We start from the raw sequence: 25027 nt of genomic DNA on the forward strand, positions 1-25027 counted from the left end.
TTACTTCTTGAGCGCGACGCCGGCCTTGCGCGGACCCTTACGGGTACGGGCATTCGTGCGGGTACGCTGACCACGCATCGGCAGGCCCTTGCGATGGCGCACGCCGCGGTAGCAGCCCAGATCCATCAGGCGCTTGATGTTCATCGTCGTTTCACGGCGCAGATCGCCTTCGACGGTGAACTTGTTGACTTCGTCACGCAGCTTTTCCAGGTCAGCGTCCGTCAGGTCCTTGACCTTCTTGTCGGTCGGGACACCGGTCACCTCGCAAATCTTCTGAGCGCGCGAGCGGCCAATACCATAGACAGCCGTCAGGCCGATCACGGTATGTTGGTGGTTGGGGATGTTGACCCCTGCGATACGTGCCATTCGTCAATCCTCTTTGCGAAATTAGCCTTGGCGCTGCTTATGACGCGGGTCCGACGAGCAGATCACACGCACCACGCCCTTGCGCTTGATGATTTTGCAGTTGCGGCAAATGCGCTTAACAGAAGCCAGCACTTTCATGATTTTCCTCTTCCTTCAATTCCAGTCCGCTCACTTCGCCCGGAATACGATGCGCGCGCGGGACAGATCATACGGGGTCAATTCGACCGTCACCTTGTCCCCGGGCAAGATGCGGATGTAATGCATGCGCATCTTGCCGGAAATATGGCCTAACACTACGTGGCCGTTCTCTAGCTTGACGCGAAACGTTGCATTGGGAAGGTTTTCCAGCACCTCGCCCTGCATCTGAATCACGTCGTCTTTAGCCATGTCTTTTAGCTTCGTGCGACCGCTCTTTTAACGGAGCGTCAGGTTTCCCTTGAAATTCGCCTTCTTCATCAAAGACTCGTACTGCTGAGACATCACGTAGGACTGCACTTGCGCCATGAAGTCCATCGTGACAACCACGATGATCAACAGCGACGTCCCACCGAAGTAGAACGGCACATTCCAGCGCAGCACCAAGAACTCCGGCAACAGACACACAAGCGTGATGTAGATCGCACCCGCCAGGGTCAGACGCACCAGAATCTTGTCGATATACCGCGTGGTTTGCTCGCCCGGACGGATGCCCGGAATGAACGCCCCACTCTTCTTCAGGTTATCCGCTACTTCGCGGCTGTTATAGACCAGCGCCGTGTAGAAGAAACAGAAGAAGATGATCGCCGCCGCATACAGCAGGATGTACACCGGCTGACCCGGCGACAGCGTTGCTGCCAGATCCTTGACGAATCGTGTAACTGGATTCGTTGAGTTACCGGCCGTAAACCAGCCTGCGATCGTGGCCGGGAACAGAATGATCGACGATGCGAAGATCGGCGGAATCACCCCAGCCATGTTCAACTTCAGCGGCAGATGCGACGACTGACCGCCATAAATCTTGTTACCAACCTGCCGCTTGGCGTAGTTGACGAGGATCTTGCGCTGGCCGCGTTCAATGAACACCACCACGAAAGTCACCGCGCCAATGATGGCCACCACCAGGATCGCGGAGAAAATCCCCATCGACCCCGTACGCACCAGCTCAAACAACCCGCCGATGGCGTTAGGCAGACCCGCTGCAATCCCGCCAAAGATGATGATCGAGATCCCGTTGCCCAGACCGCGCTCGGTAATCTGCTCACCCAGCCACATCAGGAACATCGTGCCCGTCACCAGCGTGATCACTGCGGTGGCTCGGAACACCAGACCCGGATCCAGAACCAGACCGGGCTGTGCTTCGAGTGCCACTGCAATCCCAAGCGCTTGAAACGTCGCCAGGACAACCGTGCCGTAGCGCGTGTACTGCGTAATCTTGCGCTGGCCAGCTTGACCTTCCTTCTTGAGCGATTCCAGCTGCGGTAGCACGATCGTCAGCAATTGCATGATGATCGACGCAGAGATATACGGCATGATCCCCAGCGCAAACACCGTGAACCGCGACAGCGCGCCACCGGAGAACAGGTTGAACATCCCGAGGATGCCGCCCGACTGCCGTTGGAAAAGCTGCGCCAGTTGATCCGGATCGATGCCAGGCACAGGAATGTGCGCGCCGATCCGATACACCAGCAGTGCCAGAACCAGGAACACCAGCCGACGGCGAAGATCGCCGTACTTGGCCGTGTTCTTGGCCTGGGACATCACATTAGGTTTCGCCGTGGCCAAACGGATGCTCCGTCAGTGTGAAACAGCAGGCTATTAGGCCAGCGAGCCACCAGCCGCTTCGATTGCGGCTTTCGCCCCAGCCGTTGCGCCGATACCCTTCAGGGTCACCTTCTTGTCGATTTCACCCGACAGGATCACCTTCGCGCTGCGGACCATTTCGCCCACCAAGCCGGCTTGCTTGAGGGACAGCAGATCGATTTCTTCGATCGGCAGGCCCGCCAGGTCGCCCAGACGCACTTCAGCGGTGAATTCCTTGGTCAGCGAGGTGAAACCACGCTTGGGCAGACGACGATGCAGGGGCATCTGGCCGCCTTCAAAGCCGACCTTGTGGAAACCACCCGAACGCGACTTCTGACCTTTGTGACCACGACCAGCCGTCTTGCCAAGGCCCGAACCAATACCGCGACCGACGCGGCGCTTGGCGTGCTTGGCGCCGGCTGCCGGCTTCAGGTTATTCAGTTGCATGTTCTTCTCCGTCTTGCCTTAGCCGATGACCTTGACCAAGTAGGACACCTTGTTGATCATGCCGCGCACTGCCGGCGTGTCCTGCAATTCGGACACCGAGTTCATGCGGCGCAGGCCCAGGCCACGCACCGTAGCGCGGTGGTCTTCGCGCGTACCAATCAGGCTACGCACGAGTTGGACTTTCACGGTTTTCTGCGACATATCGTTCACCTATCCCTTCGGCTTAGCCGAGGATCTCTTCGACCGACTTGCCACGCTTGGCGGCAATCTCAGCCGGGGTGCTCATCTTGCGCAGGCCGTCCAGCGTTGCGCGCACCATGTTGTAAGGATTGGTCGAACCGTGCGACTTGGTCACGATGTTCGTCACGCCCATCACTTCGAAGATGGCGCGCATCGGGCCACCGGCGATCACGCCAGTACCGTCCTTCGCGGGCATCATTTGCACCTTAGCGGCGCCATGCTTGCCAACCACTTCGTGTTGTAGCGTACCGTTCTTCAGCGGGACCTTGACCATCTTGCGACGGGCTTCGTCCATTGCCTTCTGCACGGCCACGGGCACTTCTTTCGCCTTGCCCTTGCCCATCCCGATACGACCGTCGCCGTCGCCGACCACGGTCAGAGCGGCGAAACCGAGAATCCGGCCGCCCTTGACCACCTTGGTCACGCGGTTGACCGCGATCATCTTCTCGCGAAGACCGTCGTCGCGCTCGTCCCCTTGGACCTTAGGTTGAATTTTTGCCATGACGATATCCTCTATGCCGGCTTAGAACTTCAGGCCAGCTTCGCGAGCCGCGTCGGCCAGAGCCTTTACGCGACCGTGATAACGGAAACCCGAGCGATCGAACGCCACAGCTTCGATGCCGGCAGCCTTCGCCTTCTCGGCGATGCGCTTACCCACCAGGGTCGCAGCAGCGGTGTTGCCACCGTTGCCGTTCAGTTCCTTGCGGACTTCGGCTTCCGCCGTCGAGGCCGAAGCCAAGACCTTGGTGCCGTCTTCCGAGAAGACCTGCGCATAAATGTGCAGGTTGGTACGGTGCACAGCCAGACGGGCGACGTTCAGTTCCGCGATTTTCAGGCGGGTCTGACGTGCACGGCGCAGACGCGAGTCATTTTTGTTCATGATGTGCACCTTACTTCTTCTTGGTTTCCTTCAGGATCACACGCTCATCTGCGTAGCGCACACCCTTGCCCTTGTAGGGCTCAGGCGGACGATAGCCACGCACTTCAGCAGCGACCTGACCAACTTTCTGCTTGTCCGAACCCTTGATGATGATTTCGGTTTGCGTCGGCGTTTCCGCCTTCACGCCTTCCGGCATCTCATGGATCACGTCGTGCGAGAAACCGAGTTGCAGCTTCAGGGCGGAGCCTTGAAGCGAAGCACGGTAACCCACGCCGACCAGGTTCAGTTTGCGCTCGAAGCCCGTCGTCACACCCTTGACCATGTTGGCCGTCAGGGCGCGCATCGTGCCTTGCAACGCATTGGCTTCACGCGACTCGTCTGCCGGCTCGAACGTAATCGTGCCGTTGTCGGTGTTGACCTTAACCAGTTGGTGAATCGGCTGCGTCAGCGTGCCCAGCGGGCCCTTGACGGTCAGCAGACCACCAGCGAAATTGACTTCGGCGCCCTTGGGCAGCGCGATGGGAGCCTTACCTACGCGAGACATGGTTCCCCTCCCTTAGGCAACGTAGCAAATGACTTCGCCACCGACACCGGTTGCGCGGGCACGGCGGTCCGTCATCAGACCCTGCGGGGTCGAGATGATGGCAACACCCAGGCCGTTCATCACTTGCGGGATTTCGTTACGGCCCTTGTACACACGCAGACCAGGCTTCGAGACGCGCTCCAGGCGCTCGATGACCGGACGGCCGGCGTAGTACTTCAGACCAATCGTCAGCGTGGACTTGCCACCCTGCTCGGTCACGGCGAATTCGTCGATGTAGCCTTCGTCCTTCAGGACGGTGGCGATTGCCACCTTCAGCTTCGACGACGGCATGACCACCGACGCTTTTTCCACCGCTTGCGCGTTGCGGATACGCGTCAGCATATCGGCGATCGGATCGCTCATGCTCATACTGTTTCTCCTGTAGCCTGTGCGTGATTACCAGCTGGCTTTCGTCAGACCCGGGATTTCGCCCTTGAAGGCGATCTCACGGAGCTTGTTACGCGCCAGGCCGAACTTACGGAACGTACCGCGGGGACGACCGGTGATCGAGCAGCGGTTGCGCTGACGAGTCGGGTTCGCGTTGCGCGGCAATGCTTGCAACTTCAGACGCGCTTCGTAACGCTCTTCTTCCGACTTGCTTTGGTCTGCCACGATGGCTTCGAGAGCGGCGCGCTTTTCAGCGTACTTGGCCACGAGCTTGGCACGCTTCTTCTCGCGTTCGATCAGAGACAATTTAGCCACGGTAACCCCTTAATTACGGAACGGGAACTTGAACGCATTGAGGAGCGCCTTCGCTTCCTCGTCGTTCTTCGCAGTCGTCGTGATGCTGATGTTCAGACCACGGAGTGCGTCGATCTTGTCGTACTCGATTTCGGGGAAAATGATCTGCTCTTTCACACCGATGTTGTAGTTGCCACGACCGTCGAACGCCTTGCCCGACACACCGCGGAAGTCACGCACGCGCGGCAGCGACACGGTGATGAAGCGGTCCAGGAATTCGTACATGCGTTGGCCACGCAGCGTGACCATCGTGCCGATCGGGTAACCCTGACGAATCTTGAAGCCGGCGATAGCCTTGCGGGCCTTCGTCACGATGGGCTTCTGGCCAGCGATCTTGATCAGGTCGCCGGTGGCGTGCTCGATGACTTTCTTGTCATTGATCGCTTCGCCAAGACCCATATTCAGGGTGATCTTGGTGATGCGCGGCACTTCCATCACGGACTTGTAGCCGAACTGCTTGATCAGTTCCGGCACAACCTTCTCTTTGTAAAACTCTTGCAGACGTGCAGTCATGCTCAACTCCTCTCTATCGCCCAGAATCAAGCGCCGACGGCAGCACCGGTGGTCTTCAGCACGCGCGTCTTCACGCCGCCTTCAACCTTGATGCCGACGCGCGACGGCTTGCCATTGGCATCCACGAGCGCAACGTTCGAAATATGGATGGGCATGACCTTGTCGACCACACCACCCGAGGTACCCAGCATCGGGTTCGGGCGCACGTGCTTCTTGGCAACGTTCACACCTTCCACCGTCACGTGCTCAGCGAGCACGGACAGCACGGTACCTTGCTTACCCTTGTCTTTACCGGTGCGGACGATGACGCGATCGCCCTTGCGAATCTTGTTCATGCGGCCTCCGATTACAGCACTTCCGGCGCGAGCGACACGATCTTCATGAAGCGCTCGGTACGGAGTTCGCGAGTGACCGGCCCGAAGATACGGGTGCCGATCGGCTCAAGCTTGGTGTTCAGCAGCACGGCGGCATTGCCGTCGAACTTGATGAGCGAGCCGTCAGGACGGCGCACACCCTTGGCGGTACGCACCACCACAGCGTTGTAGATATCGCCCTTCTTCACGCGACCACGCGGGGCAGCATCCTTGACGCTGACCTTGATGATGTCGCCGACGCTGGCGTAGCGGCGCTTCGAACCGCCCAGCACCTTGATGCACATGACTTCACGCGCACCCGTGTTATCGGCCACTTCGAGCCGGCTTTCTGTCTGAATCATGGTGTTCTCGTCCCAACTTAATTCGCCAAACGCACAATGCGCAGAGGCGATCAGTCTTGGTCCCGCCGGCTGCTGGCATTGCGCCAACTGCGATTGGGTTGATCAACTTGAAGTCGGTAGCTGCCCGACGGCGATTGCCGCCTGGCCCATTCGCCTTTCCCCTTACAGCGCCACCAGCTTAGCCGCCAGCAACTCTCTCAAAGGGAAAGACCGAGACTATATCACATAATCTCGGTCTTGCAACAGCAAACTACTCCGCTGTTGTTTTAGATCACGCGTGCAGCTTCAAGCAGACGCGACACCACCCAAGACTTGGTGCGGGAGAGCGGACGCGATTCCGTGATCTCAACCTTGTCGCCTTCGTTGTACTGGTTGGCTTCGTCGTGCGCGTGGTACTTCTTCGAGCGCACCACGTACTTGCCGTACAGCGGATGCTTGACGCGGTTTTCGATCAGGACCGTGACGGTCTTGTCCATCTTGTTGCTGACAACGCGACCGACGAGCGTGCGCTTCAGGGACGTTGCGGCTTCAGTCATTTCTGGTTCCCCTTCTGGCCCAGCACGGTGCGGACGCGCGCGATGTCACGACGCACCTTCTTCAGCTGGCTGGTGTTCTGCAGCTGTTGCGTCGCTTTTTGCATGCGCAGGCCAAATTGAGCCTTCAGCAGCTCGGAGAGCTCCTGGTTCAGCCCGGCGACATCTTTGTCGCGCAGTTCGGATGCTTTCATGGTGTGTGCTCCTTACGTTCCGACCTGACGCACCACGAAGCTGGTCGCGATCGGCAGCTTGGCAGCGGCCAGGCGGAATGCCTCGCGTGCCAGTTCTTCGCCAACGCCGTCCATTTCGTACAGCATCTTGCCCGGCTGAATTTCAGCCACGTAGTATTCCGGGTTGCCCTTACCGTTACCCATACGGACTTCGGCAGGCTTCTTCGAGATCGGCTTGTCCGGGAAAATCCGGATCCAAATGCGGCCGCCACGCTTGATGTGACGGGTCATCGCACGACGGGCCGACTCAATCTGACGTGCGGTCAGACGGCCGCGGCCCATCGCCTTCAGGCCGAATTCGCCGAACGACACGGCGTTACCGCGCGTGGCGATACCGGTGTTACGGCCCTTCTGCTCCTTGCGGTACTTCCTGCGCTTAGGTTGCAGCATGTTTATTCTCCAGTCTTGGCGTCGGCGCCACGACGGGCACCTGCACCAGCACCGCGACGCGGACCGGCCGGGCGATCGCCTTCACGGCGACGGCCTTCCGGGCGACCCGGGCGGCGGCGACGCTCGTCTTCCTTCGGCTCTTCCACGACGGGTGCGTCGTTGCGACCGAGGTGGTCACCCTTGTACACCCACACCTTGACACCGATGATGCCGTAGGTGGTTTCCGCTTCGGAGAAGCCGTAGTCGATATCGGCGCGCAGCGTGTGCAGGGGCACACGGCCTTCGCGGTACCACTCGGTACGGGCGATTTCGATACCGTTCAGACGGCCCGAGCTCATGATCTTGATGCCTTGGGCGCCCAGACGCATCGCGTTCTGCATCGCGCGCTTCATTGCGCGACGGAACATGATGCGGCGCTCGAGCTGCTGCGTGATCGAATCGGCGATCAGCTGAGCATCGACTTCCGGCTTGCGGATTTCTTCGATGTTCACGTGCACGGGCACGCCCATGCGACGCTGCAGTTCTGCCTTCAGCAGTTCGATGTCCTCGCCCTTCTTGCCGATCACCACGCCCGGACGCGAGCTGTAAATGGTGATACGTGCATTCTTGGCCGGACGCTCGATGACCACGCGGCCCACCGAAGCGTTCTTCAGCTTCTTCTTCAGAAACTCGCGAACTTCGATGTCTTCCTTGAGCATGCCGGCAAACTGGGTGTTGCTTGCGTACCAACGCGAAGCCCAGTTACGGCTGACAGCCAGACGGAAGCCAGTCGGATGAATCTTCTGTCCCATCGTGACCCCTTAGTTGCCCAGCGTCACAGTGATGTGACAGGTTTGTTTCTCGATGCGGTTGCCACGGCCCTTCGCACGCGCGGTGAAGCGCTTGAGCGAGGTTGCCTTGTCGATGTAGATCGACTTGACCTTCAGCTCGTCGATGTCGGCGCCTTCGTTGTGCTCGGCGTTCGCGATGGCGGACTCAACCACCTTCTTCACGATGCCAGCCGCCTTCTTCGGGCTGAACGTCAGCACGTTGAGTGCGCGCTCGATCGACAGGCCGCGGATCTGGTCAGCAACCAGACGCGTCTTCTGTGCAGAGATACGGGCGCCGCGATGAATCGCTTTAACTTCCATGATTGCCCCTTATCGCTTCGCTTTCTTGTCGGCAGCGTGGCCCTTGAACGTGCGCGTGAGCGCAAATTCGCCGAGCTTGTGGCCAACCATGTTTTCCGTGACGTACACGGGGACGTGCTGACGGCCGTTGTGAACGGCGATTGTCAGGCCGATGAAGTCCGGCAGAATGGTCGAACGACGCGACCAAGTCTTGATGGGCTTCTTGTCCTTCGTCTGCACCGCCGTTTCCACCTTCTTCAGCAGGTGGGCGTCGATGAACGGACCTTTCTTTACGGAACGAGTCATTTCTTAGCTCCTACCTACCGATTAACGCTTGTGACGGCGTTGGACGATCATGCTGTCCGTGCGCTTGTTACGACGGGTGCGGTAGCCCTTGGTCGGCGTGCCCCACGGGGACACCGGATCACGACCAGCTGCGGTCTTACCTTCACCACCACCGTGCGGGTGATCCACCGGGTTCATCACCACACCGCGAACGGTCGGGCGAATACCGCGCCAACGGGTTGCACCGGCCTTGCCGATCTGGCGCAGGCTGTGTTCTTCGTTGCCGACTTCACCGATGGTCGCGCGGCACTCGATGTGCACGCGGCGGACTTCACCCGAGCGCAGACGCACTTGAGCGTAGATGCCTTCGCGAGCCAGCAGCACGGCGGACGTACCTGCCGAACGGGCAACTTGAGCACCCTTGCCCGGCAGAATTTCCACGCAGTGGATCGTCGTACCGACCGGGATGTTGCGGATCGGCAGGTTGTTACCGGCCTTGATCGGCGCTTCCGAGCCGTTGGCGATGGCTTGGCCAACCACAGCGCCCTTCGGGGCGATGATGTAGCGGCGCTCGCCGTCAGCGAACAGCACCAGCGCGATGTTGGCGCTACGGTTCGGGTCGTATTCCAGGCGTTCGATCTTGGCCGGGATACCGTCCTTATCGTTACGCTTGAAGTCGACGACGCGATAGTGATGCTTATGACCACCGCCCTTATGACGAGTGGTGATGTGGCCGTTGTTGTTACGACCCGACTTCTGGAATTGCTTTTCCAGCAGCGGAGCGAACGGCGCGCCCTTGTGAAGGTCGGGGTTGACGACCTTCACCATCGAGCGGCGGCCCGGCGATGTCGGCTTGGTCTTGACGAGTGCCATGATTACTTGGCCTCCGCTTCAAAATTGATTTCCTGGCCCGGTTTCAGCGAGACATAGGCCATCTTCACGTGGTTACGACGACCCATGAAGCGACCGAAGCGCTTTTGCTTGCCCTTGCGGTTCAGGATCTGGACGGAAGCGACTTCCACCTTGAACAGCAGTTCAACGGCAGCCTTCACCTCGATCTTGTTGGCGTCGGGAGCCACTTCGAACACGACCTGTTCGTTCTTCTCGGCCACCAGCGTTGCCTTTTCAGACACCACGGGCGCCAGCAGCACCTGCATCAGGCGATGGTCGTTCTTGGCAACTTGCGTCATTTCAGCAACTCCTCGATCTGCGCGACGGCACCCTTCGTCACGAGCACCTTCTTGTAGTGCACGAGCGACAGGGGGTCAGCGTGACGCGGCTCAACCACGAGCACGTGCGCCAGGTTGCGCGATGCCAGGAAGAGGTTTTCGTCCAGGTTATCGGTAATCACGAGCACCGAATCCAGGCCCATGGCGCCGAGCTTGTCAGCCAGCAGCTTGGTCTTGGGGGCTTCGACGGACAGGCTGTCAACGACGTTGATGCGACCTTCACGGGCAAGCTGCGAGTAAATCGAGCGCATGCCGGCGCGGTACATCTTCTTGTTGACCTTCTGCGAGAAGTTTTCTTCCGGGCTGTTCGGGAAGATACGACCACCCCCGCGCCACAGCGGGGAGGAGCTCATACCTGCACGGGCGCGGCCCGTACCCTTTTGGCGCCACGGCTTCTTGGTCGTGTGCTTGACCTCTTCACGATCCTTCTGCTTACGGTTACCGCTACGAGCGTTGGCCTGGTAAGCGACGACGATCTGGTGAACGAGGGCTTCGTTGTAGTCACGGCCGAACACTTCCGGCGAGGCAGCAACGCCAGCGCCGAGTTGACCGTTGTCCTGGAGCAGCTTCAGTTCCATGCGTTTGCTCCTTATGCCTTCTTAGCGCGAGCCTTCACGGCCGGCGTGACGATGACTTGACCGTTCTTGGCGCCCGGGATCGCACCCTTGACCAGCAGCAGCTTGCGCTCTGCGTCGATCTTGGCGATTTCCAGATTCTGAACGGTACGGGTGACGTCACCCATGTGGCCGGTCATGCGCTTACCCGGGAACACGCGGCCCGGATCCTGCGCCATACCGATCGAGCCCGGCACGTTGTGCGAGCGCGAGTTACCGTGCGTGGCACGGCCCGACGAGAAGTTGTAACGCTTGATGGTACCGGCGTAGCCCTTACCAATCGTCACACCCTGAACGTCGACCTTCTGGCCAACTTCGAACAGGTCGACGCTGATGTTCGCACCCGGCTGGAATTCAGCGGCACGAGCGGCATCCACTCGGAATTCTTTGATGACTTCGCCCGCTTCCACGCCGGCTTTGGCGAGATGACCCGCCAGCGGCTTGGTGACGCGGCTGGCGCGTCGGGTGCCGAAGGTGACTTGAACCGCGGTATAACCGTCGGTCTCGTCCGTCTTGATTTGCGTCACGCGGTTGTCGCCGACCTCGAGCACGGTGACGGGAATCGAATCGCCGTCGTCCGTGAAAATACGGGTCATGCCAACCTTGCGACCTACAAGGCCAAGGCTCATGGTTTGCTCCATTCCCAGCTGCGATTGGCCGGGGCTGATTGATACTACGAATCTTGAACTGGACTGCGCCTAAAGAGACAGCGCGCGGCCAAAATGGCCAGCCCACTCCCCTTGACTAAAGGGGTAGCCCTACACTATATCCCGGTTGCGGACAATCTGCAAGCACCGCCGTGGAATGTGCGACCGGGCGTGGCGTGCAGCACAACATCCGTCGTCAAAAAGCAAAACGGCGAGCACTTGGCTCGCCGTTTGCCCGTTGCCGAAGTGATTCGGCAGCGTTGTCTTGCTTACTGCAGCTTGATCTCGACGTCCACGCCAGCCGGCAGGTCCAGCTTCATCAGCGCGTCGACGGTCTTGTCCGTCGGATCGACGATGTCCATCAGGCGCTGGTGCGTGCGGATTTCGAACTGGTCGCGGCTGGTCTTGTTGACGTGCGGCGAACGCAGCACGTCGAAACGCTGGATGCGGGTTGGCAGGGGCACCGGGCCCTTGACGATCGCGCCGGTGCGCTTGGCGGTTTCGACGATTTCAGCGGCCGACTGGTCGATCAGGCGATAGTCGAAAGCCTTCAGGCGGATACGGATCTTTTGGTTCTGCATGATGTTTCCTTAAAGAGCATGGCGGCCAGGCCGCCGGGAAATTGAAAGAGCGATGCAACAGGCGATGCGCCACCCCCTTACGAGGAACGGCGCATCGATCCGCCTTTTACTTCAGGATCTTGGCAACGACGCCAGCGCCCACGGTACGGCCGCCTTCGCGGATTGCGAAGCGCAGACCTTCTTCCATGGCGATCGGGGCGATCAGCTTGACGGTGATCGACACGTTGTCACCCGGCATGACCATTTCCTTGCCTTCCGGCAGGGCGATCGAGCCAGTCACGTCCGTCGTACGGAAGTAGAACTGCGGGCGGTAATTGTTGAAGAACGGGGTGTGACGGCCGCCTTCGTCCTTCGACAGGATGTAGACCTCGCCCGTGAATTCCGTGTGCGGCTTGATCGAGCCCGGCTTGGCCAGCACTTGGCCACGCTGAACGTCTTCACGCTTGGTGCCGCGCAGCAGAATACCTACGTTGTCGCCTGCTTGACCTTGGTCGAGCAGCTTGCGGAACATTTCCACGCCCGTGCAGGTGGTCTTGTCGATCTTCGGCTTGTCGCCGTCCATGGCGATACCGACGATTTCGATTTCTTCGCCGACCTTGATCACGCCACGCTCGATACGGCCGGTCACCACGGTGCCGCGACCCGAGATCGAGAACACGTCTTCCACCGGCATCAGGAACGTGCCGTCAACAGCACGCTCCGGCGTCGGGATGTAGGTGTCCAGTGCGTCGGCCAGGTTCATGATGGCCACTTCGCCCAGCTCGCCCTTGTCGCCTTCCAGCGCCAGCTTGGCCGAACCCTTGATGATCGGGGTGTCGTCGCCCGGGAAGTCGTACTTCGACAGAAGTTCGCGCACTTCCATCTCGACCAGTTCCAGCAGCTCAGCGTCGTCCACCATGTCGCACTTGTTCAGGAAGACGATGATGTACGGCACGCCAACCTGGCGGGCCAGCAGGATGTGCTCACGCGTTTGCGGCATCGGGCCGTCAGCGGCCGAGCACACCAGGATGGCGCCGTCCATCTGGGCGGCACCGGTGATCATGTTCTTGACGTAGTCGGCGTGGCCCGGGCAGTCAACGTGTGCGTAGTGGCGGTTGGCCGTTTCGTACTCGATGTGCGCGGTGTTGATCGTGATGCCGCGTGCCTTTTCTTCCGGTGCAGCGTCGATTTCGTCGTACTTCTTCGCTTCGCCACCAAACTTGGCGGACAGCACGGTCGCGATCGCTGCGGTCAGCGTCGTCTTGCCGTGGTCAACGTGACCAATCGTCCCAACGTTCACGTGCGGCTTGGTCCGCTCGAACTTTTCCTTTGCCATGTCAGCTCCTCAATTCGGAATCGGCTAATTACTAGATTTGGATGCGGGCGACACGCACATGCGCGTCGCCCAAACACGTTGATTACTTCGTACCCTTGGCGGCCATCACAGCTTCGGCGATGTTCTTCGGTGCCTCAGCGTATTGCTTGAATTCCATGGTGTACGTGGCGCGGCCTTGCGTTTGCGAGCGCAGCGACGTCGAATAACCGAACATTTCCGACAGCGGGACTTCGGCCTTGATGATCTTGCCGCCGCCCACCATGTCGTCCATGCCCTGCACGATGCCGCGGCGGGACGACAAGTCGCCCATCACGGTACCCGTGTAGTCTTCCGGCGTTTCCACTTCCACAGCCATCATCGGCTCAAGCAGAACCGGCGTGGCTTTGCGCATGGCTTCCTTGAAAGCCATCGAGCCGGCCATGCGGAACGCGTTTTCGTTCGAGTCCACATCGTGGTACGAACCGAACGTCAGCGTGACCTTCACGTCCACCACCGGGAAGCCCGCCAGAATACCGGCCGGCAGCGTGTCGACGATACCCTTCTCGACCGCCGGGATGTATTCGCGAGGAATCACACCGCCCTTGATGGCGTCGACGAATTCGAAGTTCTTGCCAGCCTTCTTCGCCTCGTCGTCTGCCGGTTCCAGCGTGATCACAGCGTGACCGTACTGACCGCGGCCGCCCGACTGCTTGACGAACTTGCCTTCGACGTCTTCAACCTTCTTGCGGATGGTTTCGCGGTAGGCAACTTGCGGCGCGCCGATGTTGGCTTCCACGCCGAATTCGCGCTTCATGCGGTCGACCAGAATTTCGAGGTGGAGCTCGCCCATGCCCGAAATGATGGTCTGGCCCGATTCTTCATCGGTCCGCACGCGGAACGACGGATCTTCAGCGGCTAGGCGGTTCAGGGCGATGCCCATCTTTTCCTGGTCAGCCTTGGTCTTCGGCTCGACAGCCTGCGAGATCACCGGCTCCGGGAACACCATGCGCTCGAGCACGATCGGGGCAGCCGGATCGCACAGCGTGTCGCCCGTGGTGGCGTCCTTCAGGCCCACTGCAGCGGCGATGTCACCGGCCAGCACTTCCTTGATTTCTTCGCGCTGGTTGGCGTGCATCTGCAGAATACGGCCCAGACGCTCCTTCTTCTGCTTCACCGGGTTGTACACGGTGTCGCCCGAATTGATCTTGCCCGAGTAGACGCGGAAGAAGATCAGCTGACCAACGAACGGGTCGGTCATGATCTTGAACGCCAGTGCCGAGAACTTTTCGTTGTCGTCAGCCTTGCGCTCGAGCTTCTTCTCGTTGTCGCTTTCGTCGGTGCCCTGGACCGGGGGAATGTCGACCGGCGACGGCAGGAAGTCGATCACGGCGTCGAGCATGCGCTGCACGCCCTTGTTCTTGAACGCGGTGCCGCACAGCATCGGCTGGATTTCGCAGGCGATGGTACGGTCGCGCAGCGCCTTGACGATCTCAGCACGGGTCAGCTCTTCGCCACCCAGGTACTTTTCCATCAGGGCTTCGCTGGCTTCAGCAGCCGACTCGACCATCTTCTCGCGCCATTCGTTGGCAACGTCCACCAGATTGGCCGGGATGTCCTGGTATTCGAACTTCACGCCCTGGCTGGCTTCGTCCCAAATGATCGCCTTCATTTCCAGCAGATCGACGACGCCTTGGAAGCCGTCTTCAGCGCCGATCGGCACCACGACGGGCACCGGGTTGGCCTTCAGGCGGGTCTTCAACTGGTCGTAGACCTTGAAGAAGTTCGCGCCGGTACGGTCCATCTTGTTGACGAACGCCAGACGCGGCACCTTGTACTTGTTGGCCTGGCGCCAGACGGTTTCCGACTGCGGCTGCACGCCACCCACTGCGCAGTACACCATGCACGCGCCATCCAGCACACGCATGGAACGCTCCACCTCAATGGTGAAGTCCACGTGGCCCGGGGTGTCGATGATGTTGAAGCGGTGCTCGGGGTAGTTGCCGCCCATGCCCTTCCAGAAGGCGGTGGTCGCAGCGGACGTGATGGTGATGCCGCGCTCTTGCTCCTGCTCCATCCAGTCCATGGTGGCGGCGCCATCATGCACTTCACCGATCTTGTGGTTCACACCGGTGTAGAACAGGATCCGCTCGGTCGTGGTGGTCTTGCCGGCGTCGATGTGAGCGGAAATACCGATGTTACGGTAGCGCTCAATGGGGGTCTTACGAGCCACGGTTAATCCTCTGATTCGTCAACGGGGCGCTGCCAAATGGCAAGCGCCCCTAATACAAATGGGCGAGATGTGCGCACACAGCCCGCCCAGCAACCAACAACGTGTCGCGTCGCTTAGAAGCGGAAGTGCGAGAACGCCTTGTTGGCTTCAGCCATGCGGTGCACTTCGTCGCGCTTCTTCATGGCGCCGCCGCGGCCTTCCGAGGCCTCGAGCAGTTCACCAGCCAGACGCAGGGCCATCGACTTCTCGCTGCGCTTCTTCGCAGCTTCCCGCAGCCAACGCATCGCCAATGCCAGACGACGCGACGGCCGGACTTCGACCGGCACCTGATAGTTAGCACCACCAACGCGGCGGCTCTTCACTTCCACCACCGGCTTGATGTTGTTGATGGCAACCGAAAACACCTCGATGGGCGCCTTGCCTGCCTTCTTCTCGATCTGGTCGAACGCACCGTAGACGATACGCTCAGCCACCGACTTCTTGCCGTCCAGCATCAGGACGTTCATGAACTTGGCGACTTCCACATTGCCGAACTTCGGGTCCGGCAGAATTTCCCGCTTGGGGACTTCACGACGACGTGGCATCTTCTTTCCTTCTCTGTTCAGTTGAGAACCGCTTCGGTTCTCCGGCCACCAACTAGCTTGCTTTTCAACAATCTGAGCCGGGTGACCACTTACTCGACGGTGCCAGTGCGGTCAAAAAACGCACCGTTGTACCGCCTGCTCATGACAAGACCGTGACCCCGCATTTGCACAACACGCGCGGACCGATCTCACTGACGACTTAGCTCTTCTTCGGGCGCTTCGCGCCGTACTTCGAACGTGCTTGCTTACGGTCCTTGACGCCTTGCAGGTCAAGGGAGCCGCGCACGATGTGGTAACGCACACCCGGCAAGTCCTTCACACGGCCGCCGCGGATCAGCACGACGCTGTGTTCTTGCAGGTTGTGGCCTTCACCGCCGATGTACGAAATGACTTCGAAACCGTTGGTCAGGCGCACCTTGGCGACCTTACGCAGTGCCGAGTTCGGCTTCTTCGGCGTCGTGGTGTACACACGGGTGCACACGCCGCGACGCTGCGGGCAGTTCTCAAGCGCCGGGCTCTTGCTTTTCAGCTTTTCCGAGACGCGGGGCTTGCGAACCAATTGATTGATAGTTGGCATTGTTCAATCCAGCTTGGTTTTTGAAAAATCGCCGGACCACATGACGTGGCAGCCTCACAAGTGAGGCAATCGGCGCAATCGGGTTTTATGGAAGTGGCGAGCAGAACGCTCTGAAGAGAAGATCTGCGGGAACAGATCGAGACCAAAGAGCGCGAGCCCGTCTGGTTCAGATGCCGCACACGGCGCTTGGCCGAGTATGGACGCGCGAAACCAGAAGCCAAAAACTCGAATCTGGCACTATAGCGGGGTGGCCGGCAAGCGTCAAGCGCGCCGCCACTCTGGCGACGCGCGGTGCAGGTCAGCAGCGGCGCGGTGTGGCGCGGATGGCACGTGAGGTGGCACTTGGCCACAGGAATACGAGTGCGGCGGCCACAACAAACCCAAGCGCAACGACCGATACGCCGACCCAGCCGGCACGGAACCATACTGCCCCAGCCAAGCCGCCTCCCACTGCGGCACCGAAGAAAAACGCCCCGGTGTATAGGCCATTCACACGCCCGCGTATTTCCGGTGCCAGCGTGTTGACCGTGTAACGGCCCAGCGCCTGATCGCCGATCGCGCCGAAGTCGAGCAGCAACGCAGCCACGACCAGCATCGCCAGCATGACGGGGACCGTCAGCCCGGGCAGCCAAGCGGAAGCCAGCGCCAGCAGCAGCCCAATTGCCGCGCTGCCGTGCGCGAGCAGCGTGCCCTGGCGCACCAGGCCCCGATCTGCCAAGCGCCCGGCCACCGGCGCTGCCACCACACCCGCAGCGCCGCACAGCGCAAAGATGCCGATGCCGCTTTGCGACAGATGGAACGGCGCCGCCGCCAGCCGCAGCGCAACCGCCGTCCAGAACAGGGTAAATGCGGCCATCAGCAACGCCTGTGTGGCGGCACGCCGGCGCAGCAGGGGTTCCGTACGGAGCAAGCGGCCGCACGAAGCCAGCAGCGCCGCATACGACAGCGCGCGCGGCGGCACGAAGGTCGGCATGACGCGCGGCAGAACTATCGCCAACACGCCGATCGCCACCGCAGAAGCGCCGTAGAAAGCACGCCACCCCCACTGCGCCGCGATCAGGCTGGCGGCCGGGCGCGACAGCAGGATGCCCAGGTTCAGGCCGATCATGATGTCGCCGAGCACGCGTCCGCGACGGTGGTCGGCAGCCAAGCGTCCGGCCAGCGCGATCAGCATCTGGATGACGGTCGACGTCAGGCCGATGGCGAACGCGGCCAGCATCAGCAGTTGGCCATTACGCGCGACGGTGGTCAGCGCCAGCGACACCACCGCGCCCCACAGCGTGCGCGAGACCAGGCGGCGGTTGTCCTGCAGGTCCGTCAGCGGCATCAAGAGCAACAGGCCGATGCCGTAACCGACGAGTGTGGCGGTCACCAGCAGGCCGGTGGCGGCCGTGGTCCAGCCGATGCTGGCAGCGATCTCCGCGACGAGTGGCTGGATGCCGAACAGGTTGATGACGATGAGCCCGACCGCCGCAGCGAACAGCGGCGTGGCACCTTGCGGCAAGCGGTCGGCGGAGGAGGCAGACAGCACAACAGTGGGGGCTTCGGTAGTCATGATGGACAGTGGACAGGGCTAGAACGTGACGCCCCATCCTAGCCAGCCGATTCGCGCAGATTAAGGTAGCCTTTGGCGCTATATTGTTTCCGCAATCGCGCAAATATGAACCGACTCTCCGATGTGGTCATCTTCGTGCAGGTGGTGGAGCGCGGCAGCCTGTCGGCTGCATCCGACGCCATGGGCGTCTCGCGCGGCGTGATCAGCAAGGCACTGGCGCGGCTGGAGACTCGGCTGGACACGCGCTTGCTGCAGCGGACCACGCGCCGTCTCTCGCTGACCGAAGCGGGCGCCGCCTTCTTCGAGAAAAGCCGCGAGGGCCTGGCGCTGATCGACACGGCCGAGCAAGCCGTCACGGCCCTGCGCGACGAAGCGCGCGGCACGCTGCGGGTGTCGGCACCGGCGTCGTTTGCGGTGACGTTGCTCGCGCCGCTGCTGGGCGCATTCCAGGCGCGCTACCCCGCCGTGCAGATCGATCTGGACATGAATGACCGCTACGCCGATCTCGTCGCCGGCCGCATCGATGTGGCCATCCGCATCGGCGTGCTGGAAGATTCCTCATTGGTAGCGCGGCGGCTGGCGAATTGCGCGCATGCGATTTACGGCGCGCCGTCGTATTTCCGCGCGCGCGGCATTCCACGCACGCCGGATGACCTGCGAAGCCACAACTGCCTCGTCTATGCCAACTACGACGGGCCGTATGACTGGGTGCTGACGGACACCGCGGGTCAGCGCCACGTCGCGCACGTGAATGGATCGATGCTGGCCAACAATAGCCTCGTGCTGCGCGAAGCGGCGCGCTCCGGCCTGGGGGTATCGCTGGGGCCGGCGTATCTGGTGCGCGACGATATTGCCGCGGGGCGCTTGCAGGCTGTGCTGACCGACTACACCGCGCGCGAAGTCCCGCTGCACGCGGTATTCACGCAGCGCGTGCATCTACTGCCGAAGGTACGGGCGTTTGTCGATTTTCTCGGCGACCATCTGGCGCGCACCGGCGTCATGGGGCCGCTGCCGAGTTGAACCGACCTACGCCTGCTCGCGGCACTTCTCCAAGACGTCGAGCAGCGCCTGCCCATAGCGATCCAGCTTGGCCATCCCAATGCCCGGCAACTCACCCAACACGTGGAGCGAGTCCGGATCGGTTTCGGCGATCCGCGCCAGCGTGCTGTCGTGGAAGATCACGTAAGCGGGCACGCTATGCTCCTTCGCCGTCTGCGCACGCCAAGCGCGCAGTGCTTGCCAGCGCGTCTGCGCCTCAACCGACAGATCCGCCGCTGGATCGGCACGGCGCTCCTTCTTGCCCGACGATGATGAGGTGCCACGCACCTTCTCCGCCTGACGACGCAGGATCACCGGTTGCGCGCCCTTGAGCACGGGGCGCGCCGCATCGGTGAGGATCAGCGCCCCATGGCCGCCATGGTCGACGGCGAACAAACCCTGCGCGACCAACTGGCGAAACACGCTTCGCCATGCGGTTTCCGACAGTTCGCTGCCGATGCCGAAGGTCGAGAGCGTTTCGTGATGCCACTGCTTGACGCGTTCGGTGGCATTGCCGCGCAGGATGTCGATCAGTTGCCCGGCGCCAAAGCTCACGCGGCTGGCCTGCTGCACGCGGTAGGCGCAGGAGAGCGCCATCTGCGCCTCGCGCGTGGCGTCCCAGGTTTGCGGGGGTGTGAGGCACGTGTCGCAGTTGCCGCACGGCTCGCTGCTCTCGCCAAAGTAGGCGAGCAACGCCACGCGCCGGCAGCTTGCGGCTTCGCACAGGCCAAGCAGCGCCTCGAGCTTGGCGGTGGAGACGCGCTTGTGCACGTCGTCCGCCTCGGACTCGTCGATCATGCGGCGCTGCTGTACGACGTCGGCCAGGCCGTAGGCCATCCATGCGTTCGCAGGCATGCCGTCGCGGCCGGCGCGGCCGGTTTCCTGGTAGTAGCCCTCCAGGCTCTTCGGCAAATCCAGATGCGCGACGAAGCGCACGTCCGGCTTGTCGATGCCCATGCCGAACGCGATGGTCGCGACCATCACCACGCCCTCCTCCTTGCGGAAGATGGCCTGATGGCGGGCGCGGACCTCGGAATCCATCCCGGCGTGGTACGGCAGCGCACGAATGCCCTGCTCCGCCAGCCACTGCGCGGTCTCCTCCACCTTCTTGCGCGAGAGGCAGTAGACGATGCCCGCGTCACACGCGTCGCCGTCCATGTGTTCAGCGCGGATAAAGCGCAGGAGCTGGTTGCGCGCGCTGTCCTTCTCAACGATGGTGTAGCGGATGTTCGGGCGGTCGAAGCTGGAAAGGAAAACGCGCGAGCCCGTGAGTGCGAGTCGCTCGATGATCTCGTCGCGCGTGACCGCGTCGGCTGTGGCGGTGAGCGCGATGCGCGGCACATCCGGAAAGCGCTCATGCAACACGGAGAGCTGGATGTATTCGGGCCGGAAATCGTGCCCCCACTGCGACACGCAATGCGCCTCGTCGATGGCGAACAGGCCGATGCGCGAGCGCTCCAGCAAATCGAGGAAGCGCGGCGTCATCAGCCGCTCGGGCGCGACGTAGACGAGATCCAGGCGGCCTGCTGCCAGATCGCGCTCGACCTGTGCGGCCTCGGCACCGGTCAGCGCGGAGTTCAGGTAGGCGGCGCGCACGCCGGCTTCTTCCAGCGCAGCGACCTGATCCTGCATCAACGCAATCAGCGGTGACACGACAATGCCCGCGCCCTGCCCGCGACGATGGCGCACCAACGCGGGAATCTGATAGCACAAGGATTTGCCCCCGCCCGTGGGCATCAGCACCAGGCAATCGCCGCCATCAGCCACGTGGGTGACGATCTCCGCCTGCGGGCCACGGAAGGCGCTGTAGCCGAACACGTCGTGCAGCACGGCACGCGTGGCGGCAGCGGTGTCGTCGGGCAGCGCCTGCAGCGCGTGGTCTATGGCGGGGGAGTCGTACATCGGGACGGCAGGTGCGCGCGGTGTCACGCGGGGCTGGGCGAAACCGCTATTGTGACAAACCCCGCCGGACGGTGGGCAGTCGACGGGCTCGGATGGTGCCCGACCATGAGCTCAAGCGCTCGCGGCCGGTCACGCTGTTAATAGAAATATCGCGTTCGCTGCGCCTCAGGACTTTTCGGGTATTGCTGATGGAGCAACTGGAACGCTTGGCGAGACGTAGCCGTGTCCGGCATGCCGTAACGCGACGCATAAACCAACTTTTCGAGAATGGCCGGCCCTTCCGCGAATTTCGGATTGGCGCGCATCCAAGGCAAGATTTGCTTGCCCATCCAGTTGGTCTCGTTGGCAGGCTCAAGCGCGGCCAGATCCGCTGCCTGCTGTTTCTGACGGGCTTCATTGTGGAACGCGGGTGGGGTATCCCAGTGCGATGTCACGCTCGGCTCGGTGACAGCAGCGCTTGCATAGCCGCGGGGCATGCTCGTGTAGTCAAGCTGCCTTAGGCGAGACACCTCGCCGAGCAGGAGCGCTCTCGCCATTTGAAAACGCATCTCTTCAAGCTTGCCGCTGCCGATCGCCTCTGAAGTTGCCCGCTTGCCCGCCAACTCGGCCCACGTCGCTGCCGCCTCACGCTCAAGGGCTGCGTCGGGCCTCCACGCGCCCCAGCGCCACGCTTCGCCTGCAATATCCCGACGCACAAAGGCTGGCAAGCGCAGATCACGAGCCAGCTCCAGCAACTCCTTGCCGTTCAGCTGCGCAACCATCCAGTTGCGCGTTTCCGTGTCCAGCAGATTGTCCCGCTGATCCGGCGGCACGGTCTCCAAGGAGTTGAAGTCGCCGTAGGAAATCATGTCCCGCCCGACCGCAGTGCGAACCAGATGGCGCGACAGCTCATCAAGCGATGGCGCAACGATCATTTCAAGCTGGTCAAATGCCTGACGCGTACCCAGTGCCTCGTCCTTGAGCAACGGCCGCACCGTGGCCAGCTCAGCGCGCGCACCGGCATAGTCGCGGCTCGCAAGCGCAAGGCGAGCACGGTGCTAGGCAAAGTGCATATATAGCGGGGTATCCGGCTTGGTCTTGCGCGTTGCCTCGACCAGCTCACTGAGCCCCGGCGTCTGCGGCGTGACTGTCATCAGTGCGCTGGCCAGCCAGATGGGTCGATTGCGCTGGGCTTTGGTCAGCGCCATGACGCGAGCCACGCCGTCCTGATTCGCGCCGCCCCATGAGAACTGCGCCCGGGTCGCAAACAGCCAATCATCTGCGTAATCACGGGCGGGCAACAGCGCCCACATCCACCGAATATCGGACACCCAATCGGTCATGTCATCCACCGGCTCCTGACTCCGCATGCGCCGCCAAAGCGCGTCATACGTTGCCTTGGGTGAATAGCGTGCCGCCACCGCCATGTAGAGGCCCGCTGCTGCCCGCGCCACCTGCGGGTTCTTGGCAGAGGCTTCCAGTTGCTTGAGGCGTTTTGCGATCGGGTGCTTGGTCCAGTCCGGTGTGTCGGTCGTAAAAGTCGGGTAACCCTCGGGGTCATTGAAATGCCGTCGCCACCAGGCCCGCACAGACAGATACGCAGCCCATTCACGCCAGGGCGACGCCTGATCGGCGGCAATCGCATCGAATGCCTTTGCCGCCTCGTCCAACTTCCCTTGATACAGAAGCGTCGCAGCCGACTGATAAGCGCGGTCTTTCACCAGCCAAGCCGGTGCGTCTTGCCCCAACTCTGGCATGGCAACGCGTTGGTCGCCGGAGGTTTCGCACCACGAGAAGACGCTGTCCTGGGATGCGACCCATTGCTTCACGGCCGCGACATCGTTGCCATGCTCTCGCATGCGGTCGGCGAGCGTTTGTGTAGCCATGGCAAACGCGCCAGGCTGGCAGTTGTCGACGCTGACGTAGCTCCCTAGGGAGCGCCAACCGGTTGACAGCGGATACGGCAGTTCCGCCAAACCCAAAGCCTTGCGCGCCGCTCCCCATGCAGCCAAGGCATTCCCGGAAGGCCCGTAGTAAAACTTTCCGCCCGCAACGCCGTTGATCTTTGGGGCAAGCACGCGCTGGGCATCGGCATCCGACAGCGGGCGCAGGCCCTCCGCTTGGCGGTAAGCCATCATCAGATACGGCCTGTCATATTCGGGCCAGAGGATGCCTAGCTTGCCGTGCAGATACCCCTGGAGCGCTTCCGGCTCGGGCTGAATATGCGAGGTGGGGACCAACCGGGCCGTTCCGGGTTCACCCCCAGACGCATGGGCGGTTAGCACTGTCAGTGTGGCGGCAAGCGTGATGCCTGTCAGCATCACACGTCGAAGGTCACGGCAGAGTTGCATGGAGGAACGCAAGCGCATCAGGGGCTTCATGAATGAGGGGCAAATCGTGCAGCATCGCCGGCCGCCACGGACGCGGCGCAAACATATATAACGGCCGACTGGTCAACGCTTCATGAAATCTCGGTCCGGCGTCGTCTTTCATGGCGGACCACTCATCGATCGAAATCCCGGCGGCATGCCGACACACCGAGGGCAACGTCTCTGCCGCAGCCATGCGGCGGCGCCACAGGGTGCGCTCCGTGGGCCCCATGCGGAAATACATCGGCACGATTTCGTCCACCGGCAAGCTGGCGAGCCATGCAGGATCCCCGCACCAGGAGGCCAACGCAGTCATGGAAAGCGTAATGTCGCTGGAGAGCCTTGCGCGCAGCGCTATCAGCACACGGCGATAGAAATCGCGCTGGCCTGCGCGCGCCTCAAAATCCAGTTGGACGCGACGCACGTTGAGTCGGCGGATCACCTCGGCCAATGTATCGGCCCAGCGGGCAACGGCAGGCCCATCCAACACCGCCGGATAGCGCGGATCAAAGGCTTCGATATGTATGACTGGCAGTAGTCGCGCACCGGGCCGGACGCGCAAGACAGCGCGTCGACCGACCACGGTCAAGGCGTCGTTGCGTACATCAATATGGGCTGCGAACCATGCCACCCCAACCTCGGGCGGCAACCACCGCAAATCTTCGGTGCGATCCCAGGCCCATACCCATGTGCTTGCCTGCGCATGGCAACCTGCAAACAACGTCGTTGCCGCGATGAGCACGCGGGCCAACGTATGAAGCATCCGCCTGCGCTCTACTTCACGGTAAAACTACGCAGCAACGTCAGATCACCAGCCTTGCGCATCGGCACGACAAACGTCTGCTGGCGCTCGGATGGCGTGTTCTCGTCGGTGATGATGCTGACAGTGGCGGTAGTGATGATGCTGTTGTCACTACCGCTGCCGTAGTAGTTGACATAGACGAGGTACGTGCCGGGCACGGGTGCAGGGTTCGAGTAGATCTCGGGGCCGTAGCCGGTGGTGACGTCCACGTCGAGCGCGCCGCCGTTCTGGGCCACGCGGTTGCCGAACCAGGCGTGCTGGCCGTCGGGCGAGATCACGTGCAGGTCGAGGTCGGTGCCGTCGGTGTCCCACGAGAGCACGACGCGCAGGCGCGGACGCTGCTTGCCGGTGTAGCTGTCATAGAACTGCACGCGCTTGGCATCACCGCGCGCGCTGCGCACTTCGACGCTGTTGCTGCCCGCGCCGAATGCGTAGGGGCGCGAGAACGTGCCGTCGGCTTCGATGCGCTGCGGCATCGCCACCCCGTTGACGACCAGCGTGCCGACCGAGGAGCCATCTGCCCCTCGGCGGCGGCGCGGTTTGCTGTCATCTGCGGGGGCCGTCACCTTGGGGGTGTTGCGGATGCGCCCGGCAATCATCGATGTCGTGCGCTGCCCTTGCGGCGTCGAGACCGACACGGCCGGATAGTGCACGTCCTGCGTGTAGCGCGAATCATCGCCCGCGGAGTTGCGCCAGCCGTTGATGGGCGTGGTGAGCTCGATATTGCTGGAATCGGCTTGAGCCAGCGCGCCGCTCACCGCGCCCAGAGCGAGGGGAATGGCAAGCGCGAGGCGGTGGAAAGCGTGCGTCAT

The 25027-nt window shown here is 61.7% G+C and carries 36 protein-coding genes; 1 reads left to right on the forward strand and 35 read right to left on the reverse strand.

Annotated features, from left to right (window positions below; all coding sequences use genetic code 11):
- From rpsM to ACN9M1_RS14720, 30 genes are all read right to left on the reverse strand, one after another.
- Positions 1-366, reverse strand: a complete 366-nt coding sequence (gene rpsM / locus ACN9M1_RS14575; RefSeq protein ID WP_045785041.1) for a 30S ribosomal protein S13 — start codon at positions 364-366, stop codon at positions 1-3.
- A gap of 21 nt (positions 367-387) precedes the next feature.
- Positions 388-504, reverse strand: coding sequence for a 50S ribosomal protein L36 (gene rpmJ, locus ACN9M1_RS14580; RefSeq protein WP_003264141.1), 117 nt, complete (start codon positions 502-504; stop codon positions 388-390).
- A gap of 30 nt (positions 505-534) precedes the next feature.
- The gene (gene infA / locus ACN9M1_RS14585; protein ID WP_003264140.1) at positions 535-753 is read right to left on the reverse strand and encodes a translation initiation factor IF-1; all 219 of its coding nucleotides are present in this window, start codon (positions 751-753) and stop codon (positions 535-537) included.
- Between the two features lie 27 nt (positions 754-780).
- Positions 781-2103, reverse strand: a complete 1323-nt coding sequence (gene secY / locus ACN9M1_RS14590) for a preprotein translocase subunit SecY (RefSeq protein ID WP_426395450.1) — start codon at positions 2101-2103, stop codon at positions 781-783.
- A 57-nt stretch (positions 2104-2160) separates the two neighbouring features.
- The gene (rplO, locus tag ACN9M1_RS14595) at positions 2161-2592 is read right to left on the reverse strand and encodes a 50S ribosomal protein L15 (protein ID WP_426395452.1); all 432 of its coding nucleotides are present in this window, start codon (positions 2590-2592) and stop codon (positions 2161-2163) included.
- Between the two features lie 18 nt (positions 2593-2610).
- On the reverse strand, positions 2611-2793 hold the full coding sequence (gene rpmD, locus ACN9M1_RS14600; RefSeq protein WP_003264137.1) for a 50S ribosomal protein L30: 183 nt from the start codon (positions 2791-2793) through the stop codon (positions 2611-2613).
- A gap of 22 nt (positions 2794-2815) precedes the next feature.
- On the reverse strand, positions 2816-3334 hold the full coding sequence (gene rpsE / locus ACN9M1_RS14605; RefSeq protein ID WP_013211230.1) for a 30S ribosomal protein S5: 519 nt from the start codon (positions 3332-3334) through the stop codon (positions 2816-2818).
- Between the two features lie 21 nt (positions 3335-3355).
- Positions 3356-3712 (reverse strand): 50S ribosomal protein L18, encoded by a 357-nt coding sequence (gene rplR / locus ACN9M1_RS14610; RefSeq protein ID WP_009241896.1) that lies wholly within the window; start codon positions 3710-3712, stop codon positions 3356-3358.
- A 10-nt stretch (positions 3713-3722) separates the two neighbouring features.
- The gene (gene rplF / locus ACN9M1_RS14615; protein WP_426395455.1) at positions 3723-4256 is read right to left on the reverse strand and encodes a 50S ribosomal protein L6; all 534 of its coding nucleotides are present in this window, start codon (positions 4254-4256) and stop codon (positions 3723-3725) included.
- Positions 4257-4268: 12 nt separating this feature from the next.
- Entirely contained in the window at positions 4269-4664 is a 396-nt protein-coding gene (gene rpsH, locus ACN9M1_RS14620) for a 30S ribosomal protein S8 (protein WP_426395456.1), read from the reverse strand.
- 27 nt (positions 4665-4691) lie between these two features.
- Positions 4692-4997, reverse strand: coding sequence for a 30S ribosomal protein S14 (gene rpsN / locus ACN9M1_RS14625; protein ID WP_004634486.1), 306 nt, complete (start codon positions 4995-4997; stop codon positions 4692-4694).
- 9 nt (positions 4998-5006) lie between these two features.
- The gene (gene rplE, locus ACN9M1_RS14630; RefSeq protein WP_009241894.1) at positions 5007-5549 is read right to left on the reverse strand and encodes a 50S ribosomal protein L5; all 543 of its coding nucleotides are present in this window, start codon (positions 5547-5549) and stop codon (positions 5007-5009) included.
- A gap of 26 nt (positions 5550-5575) precedes the next feature.
- A complete protein-coding gene (gene rplX, locus ACN9M1_RS14635; protein ID WP_252684643.1) occupies positions 5576-5884 on the reverse strand; it encodes a 50S ribosomal protein L24 in 309 nt (102 codons plus the stop codon).
- Positions 5885-5895: 11 nt separating this feature from the next.
- Positions 5896-6264 carry a 50S ribosomal protein L14 gene (gene rplN / locus ACN9M1_RS14640; RefSeq protein ID WP_003264129.1) on the reverse strand — a complete coding sequence of 123 codons (369 nt, stop codon included), beginning with the start codon at positions 6262-6264 and terminating at the stop codon, positions 5896-5898.
- A 266-nt stretch (positions 6265-6530) separates the two neighbouring features.
- Positions 6531-6800: a 30S ribosomal protein S17 gene (gene rpsQ / locus ACN9M1_RS14645; protein WP_004634482.1), complete on the reverse strand. Its 270-nt coding sequence runs from the start codon at positions 6798-6800 to the stop codon at positions 6531-6533.
- Positions 6797-6991, reverse strand: coding sequence for a 50S ribosomal protein L29 (gene rpmC, locus ACN9M1_RS14650; protein WP_004634481.1), 195 nt, complete (start codon positions 6989-6991; stop codon positions 6797-6799). The genes rpsQ and rpmC overlap by 4 nt, the downstream gene beginning before the upstream one ends.
- A 12-nt stretch (positions 6992-7003) precedes the next feature.
- Positions 7004-7420 carry a 50S ribosomal protein L16 gene (gene rplP, locus ACN9M1_RS14655; RefSeq protein ID WP_003264123.1) on the reverse strand — a complete coding sequence of 139 codons (417 nt, stop codon included), beginning with the start codon at positions 7418-7420 and terminating at the stop codon, positions 7004-7006.
- A 2-nt stretch (positions 7421-7422) separates the two neighbouring features.
- On the reverse strand, positions 7423-8211 hold the full coding sequence (gene rpsC, locus ACN9M1_RS14660; protein ID WP_316885390.1) for a 30S ribosomal protein S3: 789 nt from the start codon (positions 8209-8211) through the stop codon (positions 7423-7425).
- Between the two features lie 9 nt (positions 8212-8220).
- A complete protein-coding gene (gene rplV / locus ACN9M1_RS14665) occupies positions 8221-8550 on the reverse strand; it encodes a 50S ribosomal protein L22 (RefSeq protein WP_004634479.1) in 330 nt (109 codons plus the stop codon).
- Positions 8551-8559: 9 nt separating this feature from the next.
- The gene (rpsS, locus tag ACN9M1_RS14670; protein WP_048935285.1) at positions 8560-8835 is read right to left on the reverse strand and encodes a 30S ribosomal protein S19; all 276 of its coding nucleotides are present in this window, start codon (positions 8833-8835) and stop codon (positions 8560-8562) included.
- A gap of 21 nt (positions 8836-8856) precedes the next feature.
- A complete protein-coding gene (gene rplB, locus ACN9M1_RS14675) occupies positions 8857-9687 on the reverse strand; it encodes a 50S ribosomal protein L2 (RefSeq protein ID WP_426395462.1) in 831 nt (276 codons plus the stop codon).
- Between the two features lie 2 nt (positions 9688-9689).
- Positions 9690-10004: a 50S ribosomal protein L23 gene (gene rplW, locus ACN9M1_RS14680; protein ID WP_039598701.1), complete on the reverse strand. Its 315-nt coding sequence runs from the start codon at positions 10002-10004 to the stop codon at positions 9690-9692.
- On the reverse strand, positions 10001-10621 hold the full coding sequence (gene rplD / locus ACN9M1_RS14685; protein ID WP_021197584.1) for a 50S ribosomal protein L4: 621 nt from the start codon (positions 10619-10621) through the stop codon (positions 10001-10003). The genes rplW and rplD overlap by 4 nt, the downstream gene beginning before the upstream one ends.
- 11 nt (positions 10622-10632) lie before the next feature.
- The gene (gene rplC, locus ACN9M1_RS14690; RefSeq protein ID WP_048935284.1) at positions 10633-11286 is read right to left on the reverse strand and encodes a 50S ribosomal protein L3; all 654 of its coding nucleotides are present in this window, start codon (positions 11284-11286) and stop codon (positions 10633-10635) included.
- 287 nt (positions 11287-11573) lie between these two features.
- On the reverse strand, positions 11574-11885 hold the full coding sequence (rpsJ, locus tag ACN9M1_RS14695) for a 30S ribosomal protein S10 (RefSeq protein WP_004634473.1): 312 nt from the start codon (positions 11883-11885) through the stop codon (positions 11574-11576).
- A gap of 106 nt (positions 11886-11991) precedes the next feature.
- Positions 11992-13200 carry an elongation factor Tu gene (tuf, locus tag ACN9M1_RS14700; RefSeq protein WP_104658052.1) on the reverse strand — a complete coding sequence of 403 codons (1209 nt, stop codon included), beginning with the start codon at positions 13198-13200 and terminating at the stop codon, positions 11992-11994.
- 82 nt (positions 13201-13282) lie between these two features.
- Positions 13283-15409 carry an elongation factor G gene (gene fusA / locus ACN9M1_RS14705; protein ID WP_426395466.1) on the reverse strand — a complete coding sequence of 709 codons (2127 nt, stop codon included), beginning with the start codon at positions 15407-15409 and terminating at the stop codon, positions 13283-13285.
- A gap of 113 nt (positions 15410-15522) precedes the next feature.
- A complete protein-coding gene (gene rpsG / locus ACN9M1_RS14710; RefSeq protein WP_048935976.1) occupies positions 15523-15993 on the reverse strand; it encodes a 30S ribosomal protein S7 in 471 nt (156 codons plus the stop codon).
- A gap of 199 nt (positions 15994-16192) precedes the next feature.
- The gene (gene rpsL, locus ACN9M1_RS14715) at positions 16193-16570 is read right to left on the reverse strand and encodes a 30S ribosomal protein S12 (RefSeq protein WP_426395468.1); all 378 of its coding nucleotides are present in this window, start codon (positions 16568-16570) and stop codon (positions 16193-16195) included.
- Between the two features lie 298 nt (positions 16571-16868).
- A complete protein-coding gene (locus tag ACN9M1_RS14720) occupies positions 16869-18125 on the reverse strand; it encodes an MFS transporter (RefSeq protein ID WP_426395470.1) in 1257 nt (418 codons plus the stop codon).
- Positions 18126-18230: 105 nt separating this feature from the next.
- Between ACN9M1_RS14720 and ACN9M1_RS14725 the strand changes: the two genes are divergently transcribed.
- Positions 18231-19145: a LysR family transcriptional regulator gene (locus ACN9M1_RS14725; protein WP_426395472.1), complete on the forward strand. Its 915-nt coding sequence runs from the start codon at positions 18231-18233 to the stop codon at positions 19143-19145.
- A gap of 6 nt (positions 19146-19151) precedes the next feature.
- Here the strand turns inward: ACN9M1_RS14725 and recQ are convergent, their stop codons facing one another.
- The 5 genes from recQ to ACN9M1_RS14750 form a co-directional block, all read right to left on the reverse strand.
- Positions 19152-21065, reverse strand: coding sequence for a DNA helicase RecQ (gene recQ, locus ACN9M1_RS14730; RefSeq protein ID WP_426395474.1), 1914 nt, complete (start codon positions 21063-21065; stop codon positions 19152-19154).
- Between the two features lie 137 nt (positions 21066-21202).
- A complete protein-coding gene (locus ACN9M1_RS14735; protein ID WP_426395476.1) occupies positions 21203-22030 on the reverse strand; it encodes a hypothetical protein in 828 nt (275 codons plus the stop codon).
- 72 nt (positions 22031-22102) lie between these two features.
- A complete protein-coding gene (locus tag ACN9M1_RS14740; protein ID WP_426395477.1) occupies positions 22103-23413 on the reverse strand; it encodes a hypothetical protein in 1311 nt (436 codons plus the stop codon).
- Positions 23379-24164 carry a hypothetical protein gene (locus ACN9M1_RS14745; protein ID WP_426395479.1) on the reverse strand — a complete coding sequence of 262 codons (786 nt, stop codon included), beginning with the start codon at positions 24162-24164 and terminating at the stop codon, positions 23379-23381. Before ACN9M1_RS14745 ends, ACN9M1_RS14740 begins: the two co-directional genes overlap by 35 nt.
- Positions 24165-24187: 23 nt before the next feature.
- On the reverse strand, positions 24188-25027 hold the full coding sequence (locus tag ACN9M1_RS14750) for a YfaP family protein (RefSeq protein ID WP_426395481.1): 840 nt from the start codon (positions 25025-25027) through the stop codon (positions 24188-24190).

This window comes from Ralstonia sp. R-29 (genome assembly GCF_049913345.1).
GTDB lineage: Bacteria > Pseudomonadota > Gammaproteobacteria > Burkholderiales > Burkholderiaceae > Ralstonia.